Origin of the sequence: Plantibacter sp. LMC-P-059a (genome assembly GCF_030209505.1) — a bacterium.
Classification (GTDB): domain Bacteria; phylum Actinomycetota; class Actinomycetes; order Actinomycetales; family Microbacteriaceae; genus Plantibacter.
The window spans coordinates 767,623-786,138 of the sequence record NZ_JARVRZ010000002.1; the positions used below are offsets into that span (position 1 = coordinate 767,623).

Sequence of the window (18,516 nt, forward strand, 5' to 3'; positions counted from 1 at the left end):
TCAGCGGACGGCCTTGACCTTGGTGGAGACGATGATCCCGCCGAGGAGTGCGAGGACCGCACCCGTGAGGTAGAGGATCGTGTAGTTCTTCTCCGCGCCGGTCGCACCGAGGGTGATCACGACCGAAGCGAGCAGCGGCGCGACGGCGCTCGGGATCTTCTGCGCGAAGGCGACGACCGCCATGTACCGACCGGCTTCCTCGCGGTTCGGCAGGATGGCGAAGATGATCGCCTGGTCGACCGTCGCGAACACGGCGATCGCGGTCTGCATGAGCACCGCTCCGATGATGAGCTGCGGCAGCGACCAGGCGAACGCCTCGGCCAGGGCACCCGCGACGAAGAGGAGCGAGGCGATGAGCACGAACAGGCGCCGACGCTTGAGCTTGTCGGAGAGGAACCCGCCGAGCAGGGCACCACCGGCCGCGGCGACCACGCCGAGCATGCCGATGGTCGCCACGACGCCGGCGACCTCGCGGACCGGCAGGTCGAGCCGCTGTGCGTAGAAGAACGTGCCGAACGTGGTGTTGAAGTAGAGGCCGATGAAGAAGACGAAGCGACCGAGCCAGTTCCAGGCGAAGTCCGGGTACTTGCGCACGTTGAAGCCATAGCTGCGGACGACGGAGCCGACGGTGACGGTGTCCGTCCTCGCGAGGTGCTTGGAGCTGCCCTCCGGCTTGATGAGTGGGAAGATCGCCAGCAGGACGGCGCCGATGACGCCGGGCACGAGGAACACGAGGAAGGTACTGGAGGACACCGCGTACGCGACGCCGATGCCGAGGACCGGAGCGATCTGCGTCATGAGTCCGGTCAGCGCGGACACCTTGCCGCGCTGCGACTCGGGGAGCTTGTCCGCCTGCAGGGTCTGGATCGCAGCACCGCAGATGGACCAGCCGGACATGCCGAGCACCCAGCCGGCACCGACGATGAGCAGGTCGGGTGCGAGGCCCATGACGATGAGACCGATGAGGCCGATGCCGACGCCGAGGAAGATGAACGGCGTCCTGCGGCCGAGGCGCGAGCGGACGCGGTCGCTCCAGATGCCGATCATGGGGCTGATGACGAGGTAGACGAGCTGGGCGGTCCCGGTGATGTAGCCGAGCACCTCCTCGTGCCCGGGGGCGAGTTCGGAGATGCGGACGGCGATGCCGTAGGACAACGGCACCATCATGGCCATGGACGCGCCGAAGCTCGCGAGCATGAGCCAGAAGATGTACGAGCGACTGACCGGGGTCTGCGGCTCCTGCACGGTGGTGGGCGCTGCGTCGAGTCCGTCGGGTTCGGGCTGGGCCCCCGGGGTGGGCTGGGCGGCGGCGATACCGGCGGCCGTGCGCGCGGTGGGATCGGGTTCGTTCGGGGACACCATGACTCCTTCATCGGGTGTGTCGACCGGCTGCGGTGCTGGTCTGCGTCCGGGCGACAGCGGTGTGCGACTCCGGCAAACTGTAACCACCATGGTTACTGTTTGGAAACAGTAACCACCGCGGATACAATTGGCAAGTCCCGCGCGGCATCGGTCCGATCCGCGGGAGGAAGGCCCGGCATGACGACGAGCACCGCGACGGACACCACGCCTGAGGCACCGCGCCCCTCGGCGCGCCGGGGGCCTCGCGGACCCTATGCGACGACACCCGCGCGCCGCGCCGAGATCATCCGTGCGGCGTCGGCGAGCTTCGCCGAGCACGGCTACGAGCGCGCATCACTGCGGGACATCGCCTCCCGCGCGAGCGTGACGCACGCCGCGCTCCTCCGCCACTTCGCGACCAAGGACGATCTCCTCCTGGCCGCCCTCGCGCAGCGCGACGCCGACGACCTCGAACTCGCCCAGCGCATCATGCAGTCGAGACTGCCGGCGGACCGGGTCCTGAGCGCCGTGCTCGAAGAGGACTTCGCCCACCCGGAGCAGCAACGCAACTGGCTCGCGATCACGATCGCGGCCACGAACCCGCAACACCCCGCGCACGATTTCTTCATGGCCCGCCGAGCTCGGATGCGCGAGCATTTCACCGACAAACGACTCTCGACGGCCGCCGACGGGGAGCAGCTCACCGCCGACGACAAGGTGACGATGACCCTGGCGATGATCGACGGCCTGCGCATCCAAGCCCTCCTGGACCCGGAGCGCGAGACCCTGCCGCTGCTCGAGGCCTTCATGCGCCTGATCGCCTCACCGGAGGACGGCGCCGCCACGACGGCGTGAGGTCAGCGGGCCGGTGCGTCCACACCACTCGTGCGGATGACGTCGAAGCCGCGGAGCGCCTCCGCGACTGCCTGCGCGGGAGAGGCGTCGCGATCACCGGCCGCCCACCAGGCCAGCGCCTCGTCGATCGCCGCCTGGACCGCGGCCCCGACGGCTCGCGGGACGATGTCGGACGGCGACGCCCCGAGGCGGCGCGCGACGAACTCGATGGTCTGCTCGCGCCACCGCCGGTACGTCTCCGGTCTCGTCTCTCGCAGCTCCGGGGTCGTCGCGATGAGGCGCATCCGAGCGCGGCCGACGGCGAGGGCGTCGGCGTCCTGGTCGAACACGTCGAGGACGACGGCAGTGATGGCGTCGGTGATCGGCAGGGACTCGTCGGCCGTCGCGAAGCCATGGGCCAGCGCATCGATCGCCCCCTCGATGCCTCCCCACACGATGTCGGCCTTCGTCGGGAAGTACCGGTGCAGCGTGCGGACGCTCACCCCGAGCTCGTCCGCCAGCGCACCCATCGTCGTGCCCTGGTACCCGCGGCGGTAGAGCACCTCGAGCGCGCGCGACCTGAGTTCGTCCGGCTCGGAGACGGGCGGGCGGCCTGGGCCCCGTTTGGCGGTCATGCACCCACGGTAGCGCTCGCGTGCGGGCCACTTTATGGCATACTCTGCCAATAACGTTGTCACGACATGGAGGTCGTCATGCCCTACCCCTTCCCCGATGTCTCCGAGACCCCGCTCGCAGACCTCCTCTCCCTCGCCGGGCGACGAGCCGTCGTCACCGGAGGCGCGCAAGGACTGGGCAAGGCCATCGCCGCCAGACTCGCGGAGGCCGGCGCCGACCTGCTGATCATCGACCTGCGCGAGGACGCCGCGCGCGCCGCGGCCGACGAGCTCCACGCACGGTTCGGTGTCACGGCCCTCGGAACCCGCGCCGACGTGAGCGACGCCGCCTCCGTCGCGGCCGCGGCAGACCTCGCCGTCGCCGAGCTCGGCGGGATCGACGTCTGGGTCAACAACGCCGGCGTCTTCCCCAACGCCCCCGTACTCGAGATGGACGACGAGACCTGGGACCGGGTCTTCGCCGTCAACGCCCGCGGTGTCTTCCTCGGAGCGCGCGAAGCGGCACGACGCATGACGTCGGACGGCTCCGGTGGCGTCATCGTGAACATCATCTCGACCGCCGGCGTCCAGGTCGCCTTCCCAGGCATGTCCGCCTACGTGAGCTCGAAGCACGCGGCACTCGGACTCACGAAGTCGCTCGCGGTCGACCTCGCCCCGCTCGGCGTGCGGGTCCTCGGTGTCGCACCGAGCTTCGTGCCCACGGAGGGGAACCTCGCCGCAGCCGCTGCGGCATCCGAGGCCGCTGCAGCCGCCGGCATCGAGCTCCCGAAACTCGACGTCATGAATCAGAGCCTCATCGGACGCTTCGGCACCCCCGACGACATCGCGCGCGTGGTGCTCTTCGCCGCAAGCGACCTCTCCATGATCATGACCGGCAGCACCCTCCTGGCGGACGCCGGCGAGACCCTGTAGCGAGCAGCCTGGGGGCTCGTCGCCGCTTCAGGGTGGGGTGTTGATAAAAGTGAGTAAACTCAGTTCCGAGCACGGTCGACGATCGCGCCACAACCCTCGCGGAAAGCAGCCCTCATGCCCTCTTTCACTGGAGCAGTCGTCCTCGTCACCGGCGCGAACGGCGGCATCGGCACCCACTTCGTCCACGAAGCCCTCGCCCGGGGCGCCGCGAAGGTCTACGCGACCGCCCGCAACCCGCGGGCCTGGGACGACGAGCGGGTCGTCCCCCTCACCCTCGACGTGACCGACCCGGCCTCGATCGCAGCGCTCATCGAGGCGGCCTCCGACGTCACCGTGCTCATCAACAACGCCGGTGTCGCCGTCACGACGCCCGGCATCCTCACCCAGAGCGACGAGGAGATCCGCAGCAACGTGGAGACCAATTTCCTCGGCCCGCTGTTCCTCGCCCGCGCCTACGCGCCCCTGCTCTCGGGGCGCGAGGGCGCCACCATCATCGACCTGCACTCCGCCCTCAGCTGGTACGCGGTCAACGGGATCTACAGTGCGACGAAGGCGGCCCTGTGGTCGACGACAAACTCGCTCCGGCTCGAACTCCTCCCCGCGGGCGTCCACGTCATCGGCGTGCATGTCGGCTGGGTCGACACCGCGATGGCCGCGCACACCACCGATCCGAAGCTCGACCCGGCCCTCCTCGTCGCGCAGGTCTACGACGCGATGGTCGCCGGCGAGTACGAGGTCCTCGCGGACGACACCTCCCGCCAGGCCCGCGCCGGGCTGAGCGCGCCGCTCGAGGCCGTGTACCCGCAGCTCGCGAAGACCGCCGAGTAGACGACGCGCCAGTCCCGGCAAGGGCTCGACCGCCCGCAGCTGCACTCCTATGCTGAGCGCATGTGCGGTCGCTTCGTCGTCACCGATTCCACGTCCACCCTCCTCGCGGACCTCGTGGCCGAGTTCGAGGCGCCCGCGCCCGACTACAACGTCGCGCCCACCACGGCGGTGACCGTCGTCCGCACCCGGCACGACGAACGGACCGCGACCGCAGCCCGATGGGGCTTCGTACCGGGCTGGGCGAAGGACTTCGCCAAGCAACGGCCACAGCCCATCAACGCGCGCATGGAGACGGTCGCGACGGCGTCGATGTTCCGGAAGGCGTTCACCTCGGCGCGCTGCATCGTGCCCGCCAGCGGGTACTACGAATGGGTGGTGACCGAGACGGGCAAGCAGCCGCACTTCATCCACGACCCCGATGCGGAGCTCGCGATGGCCGGCATCATCAGCGCCTGGCCGGACCCGACCAAGGCCGAGGACGACCCCGACAAGTGGCGGCTGTCGATGGCGATCATCACCCGCGACGCCCACGTCTCGCCGGGTGAGGTCCACGACCGCATGCCGGCCTGCCTCACCCCGGAAGGCTACGACGACTGGCTCGGCGACCACCTCGACACCGACCAGCTGCTGCAGCTCCTCGACCGCGAGTCCTTCGCCGTCGCCCACGACCTCACCCACTACGAGGTCACGCGGGACGTGAACAACGTCCGCAACACCGGGCCGCACCTCATCGAGCCGCTCCCGGCCTGAGCTGCGCGCTCCCGACGGCCGAGTCCCGATCAGGGGTTGCTGATGACGGCCTTGCCTCGGATGCCACCGGAGGCCAGCGCCTCGAGCGCCTGGACGGTGTCGTCGAACGGGGAGATGCGCCCCACAACGGGTCGGAGGACGCCGCGTTCGACGAGCGCCGTGATCTCGCGGAGCTGATCACCACTCGCCCGCATGAACAGGAACCGGTAGTGCACGTCGAGCCGCTTGGCCTGCTTGCGGACTTTCGCGCTGAGGGCGGCGATCGCGAGCCGCAGCACCGCGTTCAGCCCGGCCGCCTTCGCGAACTCCGGCGTCGGAGGGCCGGAGATGCCGACGACCGTGCCACCCGGACGCAGCACCCGGAGCGACTTGTCCAGGTTCTCGCCACCGAGGCTGTCGAGCACGAAATCGTAGCCGGACAGCCGTTCGGCGAAGTCCTCCGAACGGTAGTCGACCACGACATCGGCCCCCAGCGACCGGACGAATCCCGCGTTGGCGGCGCTGGCGGTCGTCGCGACCTCGGCCCCGAGCTGCTTCGCGAGCTGGATCGCGATCGACCCGACTCCGCCGGCACCCGCGTGGATGAGGACCTTCTGACCGGGCTGCACGTTCCCGATCTCGACGAGTGCCTGCCAGGCCGTCAACGCGACGAGCGGGAGGGATCCGGCCTCCTCCATCGTGATCGACGCGGGCTTCAGGGCGACGTCGGCCTCGTCGATGGCGATGCGCTCGGCGAAGGTGCCGATGCGGTGATCGCGGGGGCGGGCGTAGACCTCGTCACCGGGCCTGAACGCTCGGACCGATCCGCCGACGCGGACGACGGTGCCGGCGACGTCGTGGCCGAGGACAAGCGGCAGCTGCGCCGGCAGGATCTGCTTGAACTCGCCGAGGCGGATCTTCTCGTCGAGTTGGTTCAACCCGGCGGCCTGCACCTGGACGAGGACGTCGTGGTCGCCGACGGTCGGCTCAGGCACGTCGGCCTCGTGCAGTGCGGTCTGGTAGCTCGAGACGACGAACGCTCTCATGACGGTCTTCCTGTTCTCGTGGGGCAGCATCGAGTGCCGCCGGTCTATTTCTGAGTGTACTCAGTATTTTTATCCATGAGCCCCAGAGCATCCCAGGTTCTTCCCAGACGATCGTCTAAGCTGGACGGCGTCCTCTTCAGACGATCGTCTGATCAGGCCTCGGACACCCACCAGACCCGATGGTCACCCACTTCGAAGGAGCGCCGGTGAGCGGTCTGCGCCAGTACGCGATGAACCAGGTCCGCGACGAGATCATCGACGCCGCCGGCCTCGAGTTCGGGCGGAACGGCTACGCAGGGACCTCGTTCTCCGGCATCGCCGCCGTCATGGGCAAACCGAAGTCGGTCATCGGGTACCACCTCTTCCCGTCGAAGCGGAGTCTCGCGCACGCCGTCATCGCGGAGCAGGACGAACGGTGGCAGGCGGCGGACGCGACCATCGGCGTGCCCTACGGGGCGCTCCGGTGGGTGACGATGATCCTCGCCTCGGCCCGGGAGGCCCAGCGGTCCCCGATCGCCATGGGCGCCATCCGACTGCTGCACGAACTCCCCCGCATGGACGACCCGGTCTACACGGTGTTCGACTGGCGCGCCTACACCCGCACGAACCTCCGCATGGAGGCCGCCGCGCACGACCTCGACCTGCCCGACCTCGACGGCGTCGCGGACGTCCTGCTCGACGCCTGCTTCGGCCTCGTCACCACGACGGTGGGCGACGACGACGCGGCCGAGCTCCGAGACCGACTGATCACGCTCATCCGCCCGATCCTCGCGACCGTCGACCCGGCCGGAGCCGCGGCCACGACCACCGCCGCCGCCGCGCACGAGCTCGTGAGCGGACCGGCCGAGCACTGACCCTCCCCTGAACCCCGTCTCCGCAATCGGAAGGACGCCCATGTCCCAGCGTGAACCAGCGCAGCGCGAAGCCGCACCGGCACCGACCACGCGCAGCACCACCGTCACCGACGGCGTCCACTTCGTCCAGGGCCCTGCCGTGAACTGGATCATCGTCGAGGGCGAGCTCGGACCGATCCTCATCGACACCGGCTACCCGGGCGACGGCGCCGCCGTCACGGCGACCCTCGGCGCCCTCGGCTACGCGGTCGAGGACGTCCAGGCGATCCTCCTCACCCACGGACACGGCGACCATATCGGCAACGCCGCGTTCATCGCCGGACTCGCCGACTGCGACGTCCTCGCCGCCCACGACGAGATCCCGAACGTGCGACGAGACCTGCTCGAGCAGGTCGGACTCGCCGACGTCCAGCCCCACCTGGAGCGTCCGGGCGTCGCGAGCTGGCTGAACCATGCCGTGGAGGCCGGCGGACTCGAGGTCGTGGCGCCCACCGCGGTCGTGGCGGTCGAAGCGGTCCCCGAACTCCGAGGCGCCCTCGGTGTCGAGATCCGGCCGATCCCCCTCCCCGGGCACACGCGCGGCCACCTGGGGTTCCTCCTCGTCGAGCACGGGGTCCTCGTCGCCGGTGACGCCCTGATCACCGCGCACCCGACGAGCCCGCACGACGGACCGCAGCTGCTCCCGGAGATGTTCCACGGCGACCTGCAGCGTGCCCGACAGTCGCTGACGAAGTTCGCCGGGCTCCCGGCGTCGATCGTGCTGCCCGGGCATGGGCCGGCGTTCTTCGGCTCGCCCGCCCAGGCGGCGGCGGAAGCACTGGCGTTCGGCAGCGCGTTCTGAGCCGCTGGTCGCCGGTGGAACGCCTGCGCTAGCGTTGGCGGGGTCCCGAACCCGTTCGTCGAGCCACGAGGAAGTGACCATGCAGAACCCGTTCCGCCGCGACGGCAGCCCGTCCGACACCAGCCCGAGCGACGAGCATGCCGACGCCGCGGATCAGCCGAACCGGGGCCGCACCCTCGAACCGAGCCCCGACGTCCTGGCGCAGCTCGACGCCCTCGACGCCGCCTGCCGCGCAGCACCGGACGAGATCGACCCGCAGATCCGCCTCTGGCAGGCGGTCGCGTCCCTCGAGCGCTGGGTCTTCATCAACCGCGGGACTGAGGACGAGCCGCGTCCCTATGCGCTTGCAGCCCAGCCGGGGAACCTCCTCTGCGTGTACAGCAGCGGAACGCGGGCCCAGGAGGCGGCCTACGCGAACGGCCTGGTGCCTCCGGATGCCACGGTCTCCCTGCTCGCGGTCCCGGTGCCAGCGGCAATCGACTGGGTCCTCGCCTTCGGCGAACGCGGCGTCGTCGGCGTGGCCCTCGACTACCCACGGCTCGGCTCGTGGGTCCCGCTGCCGAACCTGGCGCGGTTCCGACCGGCGTCCGAACAGCACTAGACGTCCACCCGGGAGGATCACAATGCACGGTGTCGAGCTGCAGGAGCGCGCCGCCCGCCGGGCCGACGAGCTTCCGGGGGCGGAGCTCACCCACCCCTTCGGTGAGGAGTGGGACGTGTACAAGGTGCGGGGCAAGGTGTTCATGCTGCAGACCGGAGCGACGGGCGAACCGCTCGTGACCCTGAAGGCGCGCCCCGAGGACAGCCGCAGCCTGCGCGAGGCGTTCCCCGACATCGTCCCCGGCTACCACATGAACAAGCGGCACTGGATCTCGCTCAAGCCGGACGGTGGGCTCGAACCTGCGTTCGTCGACGACCTCGTCACGGAGTCGTACCTCCTCGTCGTGGAGGGCCTGCCGAAGCGCCTGCGGCCGGTGGATCCCGCCACCTTCGGGCAGCGCGGCGACACCTGAGGCTCAGGCGGTGCGCGTGCCGCCCGGCAGCGCGCTCAGACGGGGATCCGGCGAGCGCCCGTGCCGGTGTCGCCGAGTTCGTCGTCCGGGTTGAGCAGAGTGCAGGCCTTCATCGAGAGGCAGCCGCACCCGATGCAGCCGGTGAGTTCGCGTTCGAGCTGTTCGATGCCGCGTCGGCGCTGTTCGAGGACCTTCTGCCACCGGCGTGAGGCTCGTTGCCAGTCCTCATGGCTGGGGGTGCTGGTGAGGGGGACGTCGGCGAACGCTTCGGCGACGTCCTCGAGCGGGATGCCGAGGCGTTTCGCGACCGAGATGAGGGCGACGCGGCGCAGCATGTGTCGTGGGTACCGTCGTTGGTTCCCGGTCGACCGTTCGGACGCGATGAGACCGAGGCGCTCGTAGTAGTGGAGGGCGGAGACGGCGACGCCGGTGCGGCGGCTCATCTCGCCGACGCTGAGCAACTCGTCCGGCTGGTGCACGCCGCACCACCCGCCTTCCTCGATCCGACCTCAAGCCGCCTTCAGGTTCGGCCCGCTGTCGACGGTACACCAGCCCAGGGTGACGGATGGGCACCCCTCCCCATGCTCGATCCGGACCGATCCGGGCCGACGCCTGTCGCTCATCGGCGTCCCGCTGGCAGGATGGTCGGCATCTGACACGGACCGTGGGGGGGGACGAGATGACACAGGACGGGGATTTCCTCGAGGTGATCGCTGCCGAGGTGGCGCAGGATCCACAGAACGCGGCACTACGCGAGGACTTCGTCACGCTGCTGCTCCAGCACGACGTGGACCGCGCGGCCGAGGAGGTGTCGACCTTCGAACGGTTCGGCGGGGACCCCGCGCGCGTGCGGCTGCTCCGAGCGCGGGTGATGGCGGCACGGTTGCGCGGTGGCACGACGGGCGGTGCGCCCGCCGAGACCCCCGGGGGCGACCCGACAGCGAGCTCGTCGACACCGAACCGGCCGACGGCGGTCCCGAACGCGTCGACACCCGACCAGGCGCCCGTCCGGATCGGGCAACCGAGCCTTTGGGACGCGGAGCGGCCCGCGATCACCCTCGCCGACGTCGCGGGTCTCGCCGACGTCAAGCAGCACCTCGACTCGACGTTCCTCGCTCCGCTGCGCAACCCCGAACTCGCCGCCGCGTTCGGGCAGAAGCCGGGCGGGTCACTCCTCATGTACGGGCCGCCCGGGTGCGGGAAGACCTTCATCGCGAAGGCGATCGCCGGAGACCTGGGCGCCTCCTTCATCCACGTCACCCTCGCCGACCTCCTGAGCAAATGGCTGGGCGACAGCGAGAAGGCCATCCAGAGCGTCTTCCACGACGCCCGCGCAGCCGCGCCCTGCGTCATCTTCTTCGACGAGTTCGACGCCCTGGGTGGCCGACGCACCTCGGGCGGCGGGTCGCAGTCGATGCGCACGATCGTGACCCAGCTGCTCGAAGAGCTCGACGGTGTCGCGAACGAGAACGACGGCGTGTATTTCCTGGCCGCGACCAACCGTCCCTGGGACATCGACCCGGCGCTCCGTCGTCCGGGGCGGATCGACAAGACGGTCCTCGTGCTCCCGCCGGACGCCGTGGCTCGGGCCGCCATCCTCCAGGGCGACCTCGAGGGCAAGCCTGCCGAGGGGGTCGACGTCATCGCGGTGGCTGCGGCGACCGAGGGGTTCTCCGGTGCCGACATCGCGCAGGTCTCACGGGTCGCCCTGCAACGGTCACTGACGGCGTCGATGGAGGCGGGCGCGATCGTGTCCGTCACCACGGAGGGGTTGCTCGAGGCCGCCGCCGGCCTCATCCCGTCGACGGCGTCCTGGTTCGACCAGGTCGCGCCCGTGCTCGAATACGGCGTGGACGACGGCACCTTCGCCCAGCTCCGGACCTACCGCGTGCAGCACGGTCTCCGATGAGCGAGCCCGTCGGCGTCGAACGCGAGGCCATCGAACACGACCGCGACCTCGCCTGGGAACTCTTCGAGTTCCAGCCACAGCACCCGCGGATCCCCGAACTCGCGATGAGCGTCCTGGCCCGGGCGCCGCAGTTCACCGGGATGATCATCCTGCTGTCCATGCACCGCGAGGCGTGCGGCGACGTCGAGGAGGCCCGACGGCTCCTGCGGGAGCTGCTCGGACGCCGGGACCGGCAGTTCCTCGGGGCACTCCGGCGACTCCGCGACCTCGAGGCGTCCGCCGGTGACTTCACGGAGGCCATGCGCCTCGGCGAACTCGTGCTCCGAGAGGATCCCGACGCGGACTGGTTCGACCACATGGACCTCGCGGCCGCCGTCGCGATGGCCGACGACCCCGAGCGCGGTTGGACGTCGATGGACGGCGCCGTCGAACTGGCCGGTCGGACCGCGCCGGAGGCGTACGCCGGGGCGCTGGGGCTCCGAGCCCTCCACTTCCTGTCGACCGGTGCCCCGCCGGCACGGTTCCTCGTGGCCGCGCAGCAGGCGATCGAAGCGGATCCGAGCGAGACGACCCTGTCGACCGCTCTGGCCTTCGCCTACCTCTACGACTACCGTCCGCAGGAGGCGGCCGAGCTGCTGGCCCGCGTGCTCCGCGAGGACCCGACGGACGAGGTCGCCCAGGGCGGGATGATCGTCGCCCGCGGGTTCCTCGACCCCATCGAACGCGGGGCCGGCACCATGGACGACCTGCGACGAGCCGGCATGGGCGAGATCGCGTGGCGGATCCTGCGCGACAAGGTGTTCGGAGCCGGGCTCGCCGAGGCGCTCGCCGCGCTGGACCCGCTGCTGCCGGCGGAGCTGGCGGCGTCGCTGCGCCCGCCCCTCGACCGTGATGCTGCGCGTGCCAGCGGCGGAGATGACAAGGTCCTCGCCTGGCGCGACGGACAGCGTCCGGGATCGGGCGGCCTGTGGGGTGACGGTCGGCCCTTCCGACTGCTCAGTGGCGCCGAGGTCGCAGCCCTGGACGCGGCGATCGAACAGCATCCTGCGGCATGGCCGCAGTGGGACGCGGAGCACGAATACTTCACCCTGCTCTTCACCGACGATGCGGACGCCTACCTCTTCGAGGGTGCCGGTGGCCGCTTGTACCGACGCGGCGCAGGCAGCGACGACGAGGAGATCGCGTCCAGCCTGACGGACTGGCTGTGGGACCGCGTCGCCGCGTTCGGTGGAGCCGATGCCCGCCCAGGACGCTCCGCGGTCGTGACGGGCCGACCGCCGACGGACGAGTCGTGAAGCGGGAGGAGTTGACGGCGCTCGGCGTCGCGGCTGCCGACCGGGGGAACGCGCTGTTCCTCGACGAGGGCGACACGGTCGCGCCGCGGTCGGTGGTCTTCGCCCCGATGGACGGTGGGTGGACGGTCTACACGACCGACCATACGTCGAGCCCCGTCGAGACCACCCGGCGATGGTTCACGACCGAGGAGGCGGCGTTCGACGACATGTACGAGCAGCTCCGCGAGCAGTCGACGCAGCGGATCCAGCCGAGCATCGTCGAGAGCTTTCGACGCATCGGGGTGCTCGGCACGGTGACCGCCGTCATGTGGCTCGTCACGGGAGCAGGGTGGCTGTGGATGTCGCCGTTCACCTTCTCCCGGGCGGAGACACGAGGCACCGGCAACTCGGGCGACCTGGGCGAATTCATCTTCCCCGCTGAGACGGGCCTCCCGGTCGTCGCGGCCTGCTACAGCCTCGCGTTCATCAACGTCCTCCTCCAGTGGGGCATCGGGCGTCGCGACCACGGCGCCGTCCGCACCCGCGCCGTGCAGATCGCCGGTGGAACCGCCTTCTTCGCGGCGGTCGCCCTCGTGTGCATGGCGATCCGCGCCGCCGAAGTCGATGATCTGTCGTTCTGGTTCCCGCCGATCCTCGCTGTGGTGGCCGGCATCGTGGTATCGCTCGCACTCTTCGCCGCTCGCACCGCCGACGCCGAACGAGATGCGGCACCGAACGAGATGCGGCACTGAACGGCTCGACTCGACCGGACCAGCCGCGCGGAGCCGCCGCCGGTCAGGGCACCTGAGCCAGGTCGGCCGCCGGCCACGACCAGACGACGTCCACCGCCGCCTGCTCCTTCACCGCGGTCCGGCGACGGGACGCCTCGCGCTTGGTCGCGGGCTCGGACGGCCCATTCCAGATCCAGTCCTTCGGCACCAGGTGGAAGGCGAGCGTCGCCTGGCCGCGGGCCTCGTCGACCACGAGGACGAGCGCCGCGCCGCGATCGCGGACACGCCACACCACGACGCCCCGGGGTGTGGTCGTGAGCGCGCCCACCTCGGCGAGGCGTCGTCCATACGGATCCTCCTCGGGGTCGAGCGTGGTCTCCCCGTGGATGAAGTCGCCGCCGTGGACGTGGATGCAGTCGCGTTGGAGGGCGGCGCAGACCTCGCGCAGCCGCTCGAGCGCTGATCGGTCCGTCGCGCTGATCGTGGCGACGGCCAGGGGAAAGATCACGAGCGCACCCCGGTCGATCGCCGGCACACCGAGCAGCGGCCAGAGCGAGGGGTGCGTCGCCGCCTGCCGAGGCGGGAGAGCCGAGATCGTGTCGAGGATCCGGAGACCGTCAGCGAGCAGTTCGAGCCCCGGCGCTTCGGCGATCGGTTCGTTGATCGATTCGGTCATCCGCCCAGGCTACCGAGCCGTCGGCGGTGTTCCGTAGGCTTGAGGGGTGAAGCTCATCGCCACCCTCCGCGACCGCGCGACCATCACCACGGAAGCCGCCGCACCCGATGTCGCGGGTCTGCGCGCCGCCGTCCTCGCCGCCACCCCGCCCGGGCACACACTCGCCGCGCTGCATGGCGGCGGACGCGTGAACGGCGACCTCGTCGGCACCGCCGTCTACCGGCCCGTCGCGACACGGACGATCGAGGCCGAGGGTCGTGACTACCCGAGCGCACGCAAGGCCATCGAAGCGCTCGTCCCCGAGGAGCAGGTCGTGCTCTTCGTCCACGCCGTCGACCAGTGAGAACGACGGCATGAGTGGCCACGCGTTCGCCATCGGGTCGATGGTGCGGTTCCAGGAGATCGTCTCGCCGCTCCCGCCGGCCGACACCCTGGCGGCCATGCTGTCGGCGCTGCAGGCGGACGGCTTCACCGTGTCGCCCGAGTCGTTCGCGGCTGACGCCTGGAGCATCCGGTACGCCGTCATCGGCGACGACCGCGCATCGACCCTGAGCTCCTACGCCCTGGAACTCGTCCCGCTCCTGTCGCTCGTCGGGGTGCGTCGGCCCTATGCACGCTGCGCCGCGCCCGTCGCCGTCCGGGCGACGGAGCACGGTTCCGTCCTCCACACGACGACGGTGTGGGGGTTCCGTGGCGACGGCGGGACGGTCGGCCTCGTCGCACAACGGGTCGCGGCCGCCGCCGAGCGGGCCGCCCAGCTGGTGGGCGGGACCCGCAACGCGTCCGTCTCGATGATCGACCGGTCGGTCCCGATCGACGGCAAGCGGTTCGAACGGCTCACGGCTTGGAAACGGCGGGGGCGCTCCTAGGCCGCCGGATCAAGCTGGATCACACCGGATCCGGCAGGATCACACGCACTTGCGCGGCGATCTCCTCCACGATCTCGTCGACCGTCCGCGCCGCGTTCACCGTCGCCGCCATGCTCACGAACATGATCGCGGAGACGACGTGGGCGAGCGTACTCGCGACCTCGGTGGCGAACCCGCCGCGGTCCACGAGGACCTCGGCGATGAGCGCCTCGGTCTGCTGGGTGAGGTCGAGCGCCACGCGGTGGTGCGGTTCCTCGGGGTCGCCGAACACGATCTCCCGGAGGTAAGTGCGGCCGTTGTCGATCTGCTTGCGGTTGCACTCGACGACGGGCCGGATCACGGCGAGGACCCCGTCCGTCATCGTGCCGGCAGCTGCTGCGGCCTCTCGTCCCTCGGCGAGCGCGTCGGCGTAGGTCGAGTTCTGCACCAGCAGCAGCAGTTCGCCCTTGGTCTTCGCGTAGAGGAAGAGCGTCCCGGTGCCGATGTCCGCGCGGTCGGCGATCTCCTGCGTCGTCACATCGTCGACGCCGCGCTCGGCGAACAGCTCGCCCGCCGCCGCCGTGATGCGCGCGAGCTTGTCGAGCTTGTTGCGTTCGCGTCGGCCGATCGTGCGGTCGTCGATGCTCATGGGGGTTCCTTCGGCATGGGGCGTGGTGGAGGTCCGGCCCCATTCTCCCAGGCGGTGCTGGAGTTCAGCAGCACCGCGAACCGGGCGTTCGGTCCTGCTCCGCGAAGCGCTCCCGCCAGAAGGTGCGCTCGTCGGGGATCGGGGTGTCCGGGTGCACGCGCCGATGATGCTCGACATAGGTCGCGTAGGCGGTGTCGCCCATCAGCGAGGTGACGAACCACCGCACCGACGCCCAGCCCCGCCGGACCGCGAGCCCCACGGCTCCCGGTCCGGTCGCCGACCCTGTGCCGGACATCAGTGCCCCGACCGGGCTGGCCGCTTGTCGGCGTCCACCGTCGACCACTCGCGCTCGAGGGCTTTCTCCGCCTTCGTCGCGACGATCCCCGCCGGTGCGAAGCGACGCGATGGGAGCGCCGGATCCTCCGAACTCGGCCCACCGCCCGAGCGGAACGACCGCACGGTGTGGAGGATCGCGAAGAAGATCACGATGATCGCGAGGGTCACGAACAGGATCGACAGCACGCCCTGCACGGTCGTGTTCCGCACGACGGCCTCCATGGCCGCTCGCGTCGGCGCGTTCCCGAAGCTGTCCTCACCGGCCGCGAGCGCCTCGCGGAACGCCGCGTTCTGCGCCCAGTAGCCGACGGCGGGGACGGGCGAGAAGATCTTGAACATCGACGCGGTGATCGTGACGACCGCGGTGAAGGCCAATGGCACGGCGACGATCCACAGCCACCGGAAGTTCCCGCGTTTCGCGACGATCGCCATGCAGACCGCGAGCGCGATCGCCGCGAGCAGCTGGTTCGCGATGCCGAACAACGGGAACAGGGTGTTGATGCCGCCGAGCGGGTCGGTCACGCCCATGATGAGGATCGCTCCCCATGCCGCGACCATCACGGCCGTGCAGATCCAGGCGCCGAGTCGCCAGTCGGGGTCGCGGAACTTCGGGATGATGTTGCCGAAGGTGTCCTGCAACATGAAGCGGGCCACGCGGGTGCCGGCGTCGACGGCGGTGAGGATGAACAGGGCCTCGAACATGATCGCGAAGTGGTACCAGAACGACATGAGCGCGGTGCCGCCGATGAGCTGCTGCATGATGTGCGCGAGGCCGAGGGCGAGCGTCGGTGCACCGCCGGTGCGGGACACGATCGACTCCTCCCCCACGTTCGCTGCGGTCTGCGTGAGCACGTCGGGTGTGAGGTTCACCCCGGCGAGCCCGAGCGAGTTCACGAAGGCGACGGCGCCCTCGACGGTGCCACCGGTCGCCGCGGCGGAGGAGTTCATCGCGAAGTAGATGCCGCGGTCGATGGACAGGGCCGCGACGAGGGCCATGATCGCGACGAACGACTCCATGAGCATGCCGCCGTAGCCGATGAAGCGGGTCTGGCGTTCCTTCTCGACGAGTTTCGGGGTGGTGCCGGAGGCGATGAGCGCGTGGAAGCCGGAGAGGGCGCCGCACGCGATCGTGACGAAGAGGAACGGGAAGAGCGAGCCGCTGACCACCGGGCCGGCGTCGCCACCGGCGAACTCGCTGAACGCGGGCACCGTGATCTCCGGACGCACGAGGACGATCGCCCCGGCGAGCATCACGATCGTGCCGATCTTCATGAACGTGGAGAGGTAGTCGCGCGGGGCGAGCAGCAGCCACACGGGCAGGATCGCGGCGACGAAGCCGTAGACGATGATGCCGACGGCGATGACCGTGCGGTCGAGGGTGAACGCCGCGGCGCCCCACTCGGTCTCCGCGACCCAGCCGCCCGCGACGATCGCGAACATGAGGAGGACGAAGCCGATGATGGAGATCTCGGTGATCTTGCCCGGCCGGATGAACCGCAGGTACACCCCCATGAACAGGGCGATCGGGATCGTCATCGACACGCTGAACACACCCCAGGGGCTCTCGCCGAGGGCGTTCACGACGACGAGGGCGAGGATCGCGACGATGATGACCATGATCGCGAGCGTCGCGATGATCGCGGCCGTCCCACCGATCACGCCGAGCTCGTCACGCGCCATCTGGCCGAGGGAGCGGCCGCCGCGGCGCATCGAGAAGAAGAGGACGAGGTAGTCCTGCACGGCTCCGGCGAGGATCACGCCGATGATGATCCAGATCGTGCCGGGCAGGTAACCCATCTGCGCGGCGAGCACGGGGCCGACGAGGGGGCCGGCTCCCGCGATCGCGGCGAAGTGGTGTCCGTAGAGGACGCGGCGGTCGGTGGGGACGAAGTCCTTGCCGTTGGCGAGGTACTCGGCCGGGGTCGCCCGCCGGTCGTCCGGGCGGAGGAGTTTCCGTTCGATGAGCTTCGAGTAGAAGCGGTAGGCGATGAGGTAGGTGCAGACGGCAGCGAACACGAACCAGATGGCGTTGACCGTCTCGCCGCGGACGAGTGCCAGCATCGTCCACGCGAACCCGCCGAGGAGGGCGATGGCGACCCAGAGGACCACCTTGGCCGGGGTCCATCGCGGGGCGTGCTCGGCTTCGTCGATCGCGGTGGGTGGGAGCTCCGGATCCTGCACCACGACGGGCTCGGCCTCCCCACCGGCAGCGGGCTGCAGTGCTCCGCCCCGGTTCGATCCTGCACGTGCTCGGTCCTGTCGTCCGGCGTCGTTGCCCATGACGATTCCTCCCTCAACGGTGGTGTTCGTGCGTCGAGGGTAACAGCGACCCGGCGGTGGGCGCTCGTGGGTTCCGGCCACACCGGGCTGGAACGGGACTCGCGCGATCAAGCACTTGCAGGGTTGGTTCCGGGGTGGTTTCCAGCCGTCGGACGTCTTGCGCCCAGGGTTCGGCGCAAGACTGTTCCAGTCTTTGCTGTTCCGATCGACCGCCCGCCCCATGACCACCGGATCCCCATGACCCTGACGTTCCCCGCTCCGTCCGACGACAGTGTGCAGCGACGTGGGTTGCGTTCGGCGCTCTCCGATGCCGTGCTGCAGGACTTCATCGACGACCTCCCGGTCCCGACCCGGCCGTCGGACCTCGCGACCCGGCTGCTGTATCCGCGCTGGCAGGTGTACTCGGACATCCACGAGGGCAAGCTCATCGCCGAGCGGGTGCGGCGGAACTCCCGCCTGTTGAAGGTCGACGTGGAGCGCAACCGTGCATGGATCGCGCACGGACTCGCCACCCGACGGGCGCGGGCCGGCTCCGTCGTCGACGCACCCGAGCAGGAGACGCCCGTCTCCGTCGTCATCGTCGACCCCGAGGCGTTGGCGCAGCTGCACGCCATCACCGCGAGTGGTCTGAGCATCCGTGAGGCGGTCGAACACGCGCTGCGGTCGATCGCCACCCCGCCGGAGGCCGAGGTCGAGGTCGAGCGGCGGGTCATCCCGCCGGTGGCCGAGATGCTCCCCGACCTCGACGCCCGCCGTCGGCAGGCACGGGTGGGCTGACGC

22 protein-coding genes are annotated in these 18,516 nt (G+C 70.2%); 14 read left to right on the forward strand and 8 right to left on the reverse strand.

Annotated elements, in window-relative coordinates; translation table 11 throughout:
• Entirely contained in the window at window positions 1–1,362 is a 1,362-nt protein-coding gene (locus tag QRN27_RS07125) for an MFS transporter (RefSeq protein WP_285041342.1), read from the reverse strand.
• A gap of 177 nt (window positions 1,363–1,539) precedes the next feature.
• Between QRN27_RS07125 and QRN27_RS07130 the strand changes: the two genes are divergently transcribed.
• Window positions 1,540–2,196 carry a TetR/AcrR family transcriptional regulator gene (locus QRN27_RS07130; RefSeq protein ID WP_285041343.1) on the forward strand — a complete coding sequence of 219 codons (657 nt, stop codon included), beginning with the start codon at window positions 1,540–1,542 and terminating at the stop codon, window positions 2,194–2,196.
• 2 nt (window positions 2,197–2,198) lie between these two features.
• Here QRN27_RS07130 and QRN27_RS07135 read toward each other — a convergent pair whose 3' ends face one another.
• A complete protein-coding gene (locus QRN27_RS07135) occupies window positions 2,199–2,810 on the reverse strand; it encodes an acyl-CoA-like ligand-binding transcription factor (RefSeq protein ID WP_285041344.1) in 612 nt (203 codons plus the stop codon).
• A gap of 78 nt (window positions 2,811–2,888) precedes the next feature.
• Between QRN27_RS07135 and QRN27_RS07140 the strand changes: the two genes are divergently transcribed.
• From QRN27_RS07140 to QRN27_RS07150, 3 genes are all read left to right on the forward strand, one after another.
• The gene (locus QRN27_RS07140; RefSeq protein WP_285041345.1) at window positions 2,889–3,722 is read left to right on the forward strand and encodes an SDR family NAD(P)-dependent oxidoreductase; all 834 of its coding nucleotides are present in this window, start codon (window positions 2,889–2,891) and stop codon (window positions 3,720–3,722) included.
• A gap of 114 nt (window positions 3,723–3,836) precedes the next feature.
• A complete protein-coding gene (locus QRN27_RS07145) occupies window positions 3,837–4,550 on the forward strand; it encodes an SDR family oxidoreductase (RefSeq protein ID WP_285041346.1) in 714 nt (237 codons plus the stop codon).
• A 60-nt stretch (window positions 4,551–4,610) separates the two neighbouring features.
• A complete protein-coding gene (locus tag QRN27_RS07150) occupies window positions 4,611–5,300 on the forward strand; it encodes an SOS response-associated peptidase (RefSeq protein WP_285041347.1) in 690 nt (229 codons plus the stop codon).
• A 29-nt stretch (window positions 5,301–5,329) separates the two neighbouring features.
• Here the strand turns inward: QRN27_RS07150 and QRN27_RS07155 are convergent, their stop codons facing one another.
• Window positions 5,330–6,325, reverse strand: a complete 996-nt coding sequence (locus QRN27_RS07155; protein ID WP_285041348.1) for an NADP-dependent oxidoreductase — start codon at window positions 6,323–6,325, stop codon at window positions 5,330–5,332.
• A gap of 206 nt (window positions 6,326–6,531) precedes the next feature.
• Here QRN27_RS07155 and QRN27_RS07160 point away from each other — a divergent pair, with 206 nt between their 5' ends.
• The 4 genes from QRN27_RS07160 (at window position 6,532) to QRN27_RS07175 (ending at window position 9,033) form a co-directional block, all read left to right on the forward strand.
• Complete coding sequence (locus QRN27_RS07160) at window positions 6,532–7,179, forward strand: TetR/AcrR family transcriptional regulator (RefSeq protein WP_285041349.1); 648 nt, start codon at window positions 6,532–6,534, stop codon at window positions 7,177–7,179.
• 40 nt (window positions 7,180–7,219) lie between these two features.
• A complete protein-coding gene (locus tag QRN27_RS07165; protein ID WP_285041350.1) occupies window positions 7,220–8,020 on the forward strand; it encodes an MBL fold metallo-hydrolase in 801 nt (266 codons plus the stop codon).
• A 79-nt stretch (window positions 8,021–8,099) separates the two neighbouring features.
• Complete coding sequence (locus QRN27_RS07170) at window positions 8,100–8,621, forward strand: hypothetical protein (RefSeq protein WP_285041351.1); 522 nt, start codon at window positions 8,100–8,102, stop codon at window positions 8,619–8,621.
• 22 nt (window positions 8,622–8,643) lie between these two features.
• The gene (locus QRN27_RS07175) at window positions 8,644–9,033 is read left to right on the forward strand and encodes an MmcQ/YjbR family DNA-binding protein (RefSeq protein WP_285041352.1); all 390 of its coding nucleotides are present in this window, start codon (window positions 8,644–8,646) and stop codon (window positions 9,031–9,033) included.
• A gap of 35 nt (window positions 9,034–9,068) precedes the next feature.
• On the opposite strand, the gene soxR is transcribed toward QRN27_RS07175, so the two are convergent.
• Complete coding sequence (soxR, locus tag QRN27_RS07180) at window positions 9,069–9,536, reverse strand: redox-sensitive transcriptional activator SoxR (protein WP_285041410.1); 468 nt, start codon at window positions 9,534–9,536, stop codon at window positions 9,069–9,071.
• 176 nt (window positions 9,537–9,712) lie between these two features.
• On the opposite strand from soxR, the gene QRN27_RS07185 reads away from it, so the two are divergent.
• The 3 genes from QRN27_RS07185 to QRN27_RS07195 are packed head-to-tail and all read left to right on the forward strand — an operon-like array spanning window position 9,713 to window position 12,968.
• Window positions 9,713–10,942: an ATP-binding protein gene (locus QRN27_RS07185; protein ID WP_285041353.1), complete on the forward strand. Its 1,230-nt coding sequence runs from the start codon at window positions 9,713–9,715 to the stop codon at window positions 10,940–10,942.
• Window positions 10,939–12,237, forward strand: coding sequence for a tetratricopeptide repeat protein (locus QRN27_RS07190; protein WP_056009466.1), 1,299 nt, complete (start codon window positions 10,939–10,941; stop codon window positions 12,235–12,237). The genes QRN27_RS07185 and QRN27_RS07190 overlap by 4 nt, the downstream gene beginning before the upstream one ends.
• Window positions 12,234–12,968: a hypothetical protein gene (locus tag QRN27_RS07195; protein ID WP_285041354.1), complete on the forward strand. Its 735-nt coding sequence runs from the start codon at window positions 12,234–12,236 to the stop codon at window positions 12,966–12,968. Before QRN27_RS07190 ends, QRN27_RS07195 begins: the two co-directional genes overlap by 4 nt.
• A 43-nt stretch (window positions 12,969–13,011) precedes the next feature.
• Here QRN27_RS07195 and QRN27_RS07200 read toward each other — a convergent pair whose 3' ends face one another.
• Complete coding sequence (locus QRN27_RS07200) at window positions 13,012–13,623, reverse strand: hypothetical protein (protein ID WP_285041355.1); 612 nt, start codon at window positions 13,621–13,623, stop codon at window positions 13,012–13,014.
• 46 nt (window positions 13,624–13,669) lie between these two features.
• On the opposite strand from QRN27_RS07200, the gene QRN27_RS07205 reads away from it, so the two are divergent.
• Window positions 13,670–13,966, forward strand: a complete 297-nt coding sequence (locus QRN27_RS07205) for a hypothetical protein (protein ID WP_285041356.1) — start codon at window positions 13,670–13,672, stop codon at window positions 13,964–13,966.
• Between the two features lie 10 nt (window positions 13,967–13,976).
• Window positions 13,977–14,492 (forward strand): hypothetical protein, encoded by a 516-nt coding sequence (locus QRN27_RS07210; RefSeq protein ID WP_285041357.1) that lies wholly within the window; start codon window positions 13,977–13,979, stop codon window positions 14,490–14,492.
• 19 nt (window positions 14,493–14,511) lie between these two features.
• Here the strand turns inward: QRN27_RS07210 and QRN27_RS07215 are convergent, their stop codons facing one another.
• The 3 genes from QRN27_RS07215 to QRN27_RS07225 form a co-directional block, all read right to left on the reverse strand.
• Window positions 14,512–15,120 (reverse strand): TetR/AcrR family transcriptional regulator, encoded by a 609-nt coding sequence (locus QRN27_RS07215; RefSeq protein ID WP_285041358.1) that lies wholly within the window; start codon window positions 15,118–15,120, stop codon window positions 14,512–14,514.
• A gap of 64 nt (window positions 15,121–15,184) precedes the next feature.
• Entirely contained in the window at window positions 15,185–15,415 is a 231-nt protein-coding gene (locus QRN27_RS07220) for a YbdD/YjiX family protein (protein WP_285041359.1), read from the reverse strand.
• On the reverse strand, window positions 15,415–17,736 hold the full coding sequence (locus QRN27_RS07225; RefSeq protein ID WP_285041360.1) for a carbon starvation CstA family protein: 2,322 nt from the start codon (window positions 17,734–17,736) through the stop codon (window positions 15,415–15,417). Before QRN27_RS07225 ends, QRN27_RS07220 begins: the two co-directional genes overlap by 1 nt.
• 237 nt (window positions 17,737–17,973) lie before the next feature.
• On the opposite strand from QRN27_RS07225, the gene QRN27_RS07230 reads away from it, so the two are divergent.
• Window positions 17,974–18,513: a hypothetical protein gene (locus QRN27_RS07230; protein WP_285041362.1), complete on the forward strand. Its 540-nt coding sequence runs from the start codon at window positions 17,974–17,976 to the stop codon at window positions 18,511–18,513.
• Window positions 18,514–18,516 lie beyond the last annotated feature (3 nt).

Bases quoted from the DNA above. Each gene is read 5' to 3' on its own strand.
- QRN27_RS07125 (WP_285041342.1), bottom strand. From the start codon at position 1,362: ATGGTGTCCCCGAACGAACCCGATCCCACCGCGCGCACGGCCGCCGGT.
- QRN27_RS07130 (WP_285041343.1), top strand. From the start codon at position 1,540: ATGACGACGAGCACCGCGACGGACACCACGCCTGAGGCACCGCGCCCC.
- QRN27_RS07135 (WP_285041344.1), bottom strand. From the start codon at position 2,810: ATGACCGCCAAACGGGGCCCAGGCCGCCCGCCCGTCTCCGAGCCGGAC.
- QRN27_RS07140 (WP_285041345.1), top strand. From the start codon at position 2,889: ATGCCCTACCCCTTCCCCGATGTCTCCGAGACCCCGCTCGCAGACCTC.
- QRN27_RS07145 (WP_285041346.1), top strand. From the start codon at position 3,837: ATGCCCTCTTTCACTGGAGCAGTCGTCCTCGTCACCGGCGCGAACGGC.
- QRN27_RS07150 (WP_285041347.1), top strand. From the start codon at position 4,611: ATGTGCGGTCGCTTCGTCGTCACCGATTCCACGTCCACCCTCCTCGCG.
- QRN27_RS07155 (WP_285041348.1), bottom strand. From the start codon at position 6,325: ATGAGAGCGTTCGTCGTCTCGAGCTACCAGACCGCACTGCACGAGGCC.
- QRN27_RS07165 (WP_285041350.1), top strand. From the start codon at position 7,220: ATGTCCCAGCGTGAACCAGCGCAGCGCGAAGCCGCACCGGCACCGACC.
- QRN27_RS07170 (WP_285041351.1), top strand. From the start codon at position 8,100: ATGCAGAACCCGTTCCGCCGCGACGGCAGCCCGTCCGACACCAGCCCG.
- QRN27_RS07175 (WP_285041352.1), top strand. From the start codon at position 8,644: ATGCACGGTGTCGAGCTGCAGGAGCGCGCCGCCCGCCGGGCCGACGAG.
- QRN27_RS07185 (WP_285041353.1), top strand. From the start codon at position 9,713: ATGACACAGGACGGGGATTTCCTCGAGGTGATCGCTGCCGAGGTGGCG.
- QRN27_RS07190 (WP_056009466.1), top strand. From the start codon at position 10,939: ATGAGCGAGCCCGTCGGCGTCGAACGCGAGGCCATCGAACACGACCGC.
- QRN27_RS07200 (WP_285041355.1), bottom strand. From the start codon at position 13,623: ATGACCGAATCGATCAACGAACCGATCGCCGAAGCGCCGGGGCTCGAA.
- QRN27_RS07210 (WP_285041357.1), top strand. From the start codon at position 13,977: ATGAGTGGCCACGCGTTCGCCATCGGGTCGATGGTGCGGTTCCAGGAG.
- QRN27_RS07215 (WP_285041358.1), bottom strand. From the start codon at position 15,120: ATGAGCATCGACGACCGCACGATCGGCCGACGCGAACGCAACAAGCTC.
- QRN27_RS07220 (WP_285041359.1), bottom strand. From the start codon at position 15,415: ATGTCCGGCACAGGGTCGGCGACCGGACCGGGAGCCGTGGGGCTCGCG.
- QRN27_RS07225 (WP_285041360.1), bottom strand. From the start codon at position 17,736: ATGGGCAACGACGCCGGACGACAGGACCGAGCACGTGCAGGATCGAAC.
- QRN27_RS07230 (WP_285041362.1), top strand. From the start codon at position 17,974: ATGACCCTGACGTTCCCCGCTCCGTCCGACGACAGTGTGCAGCGACGT.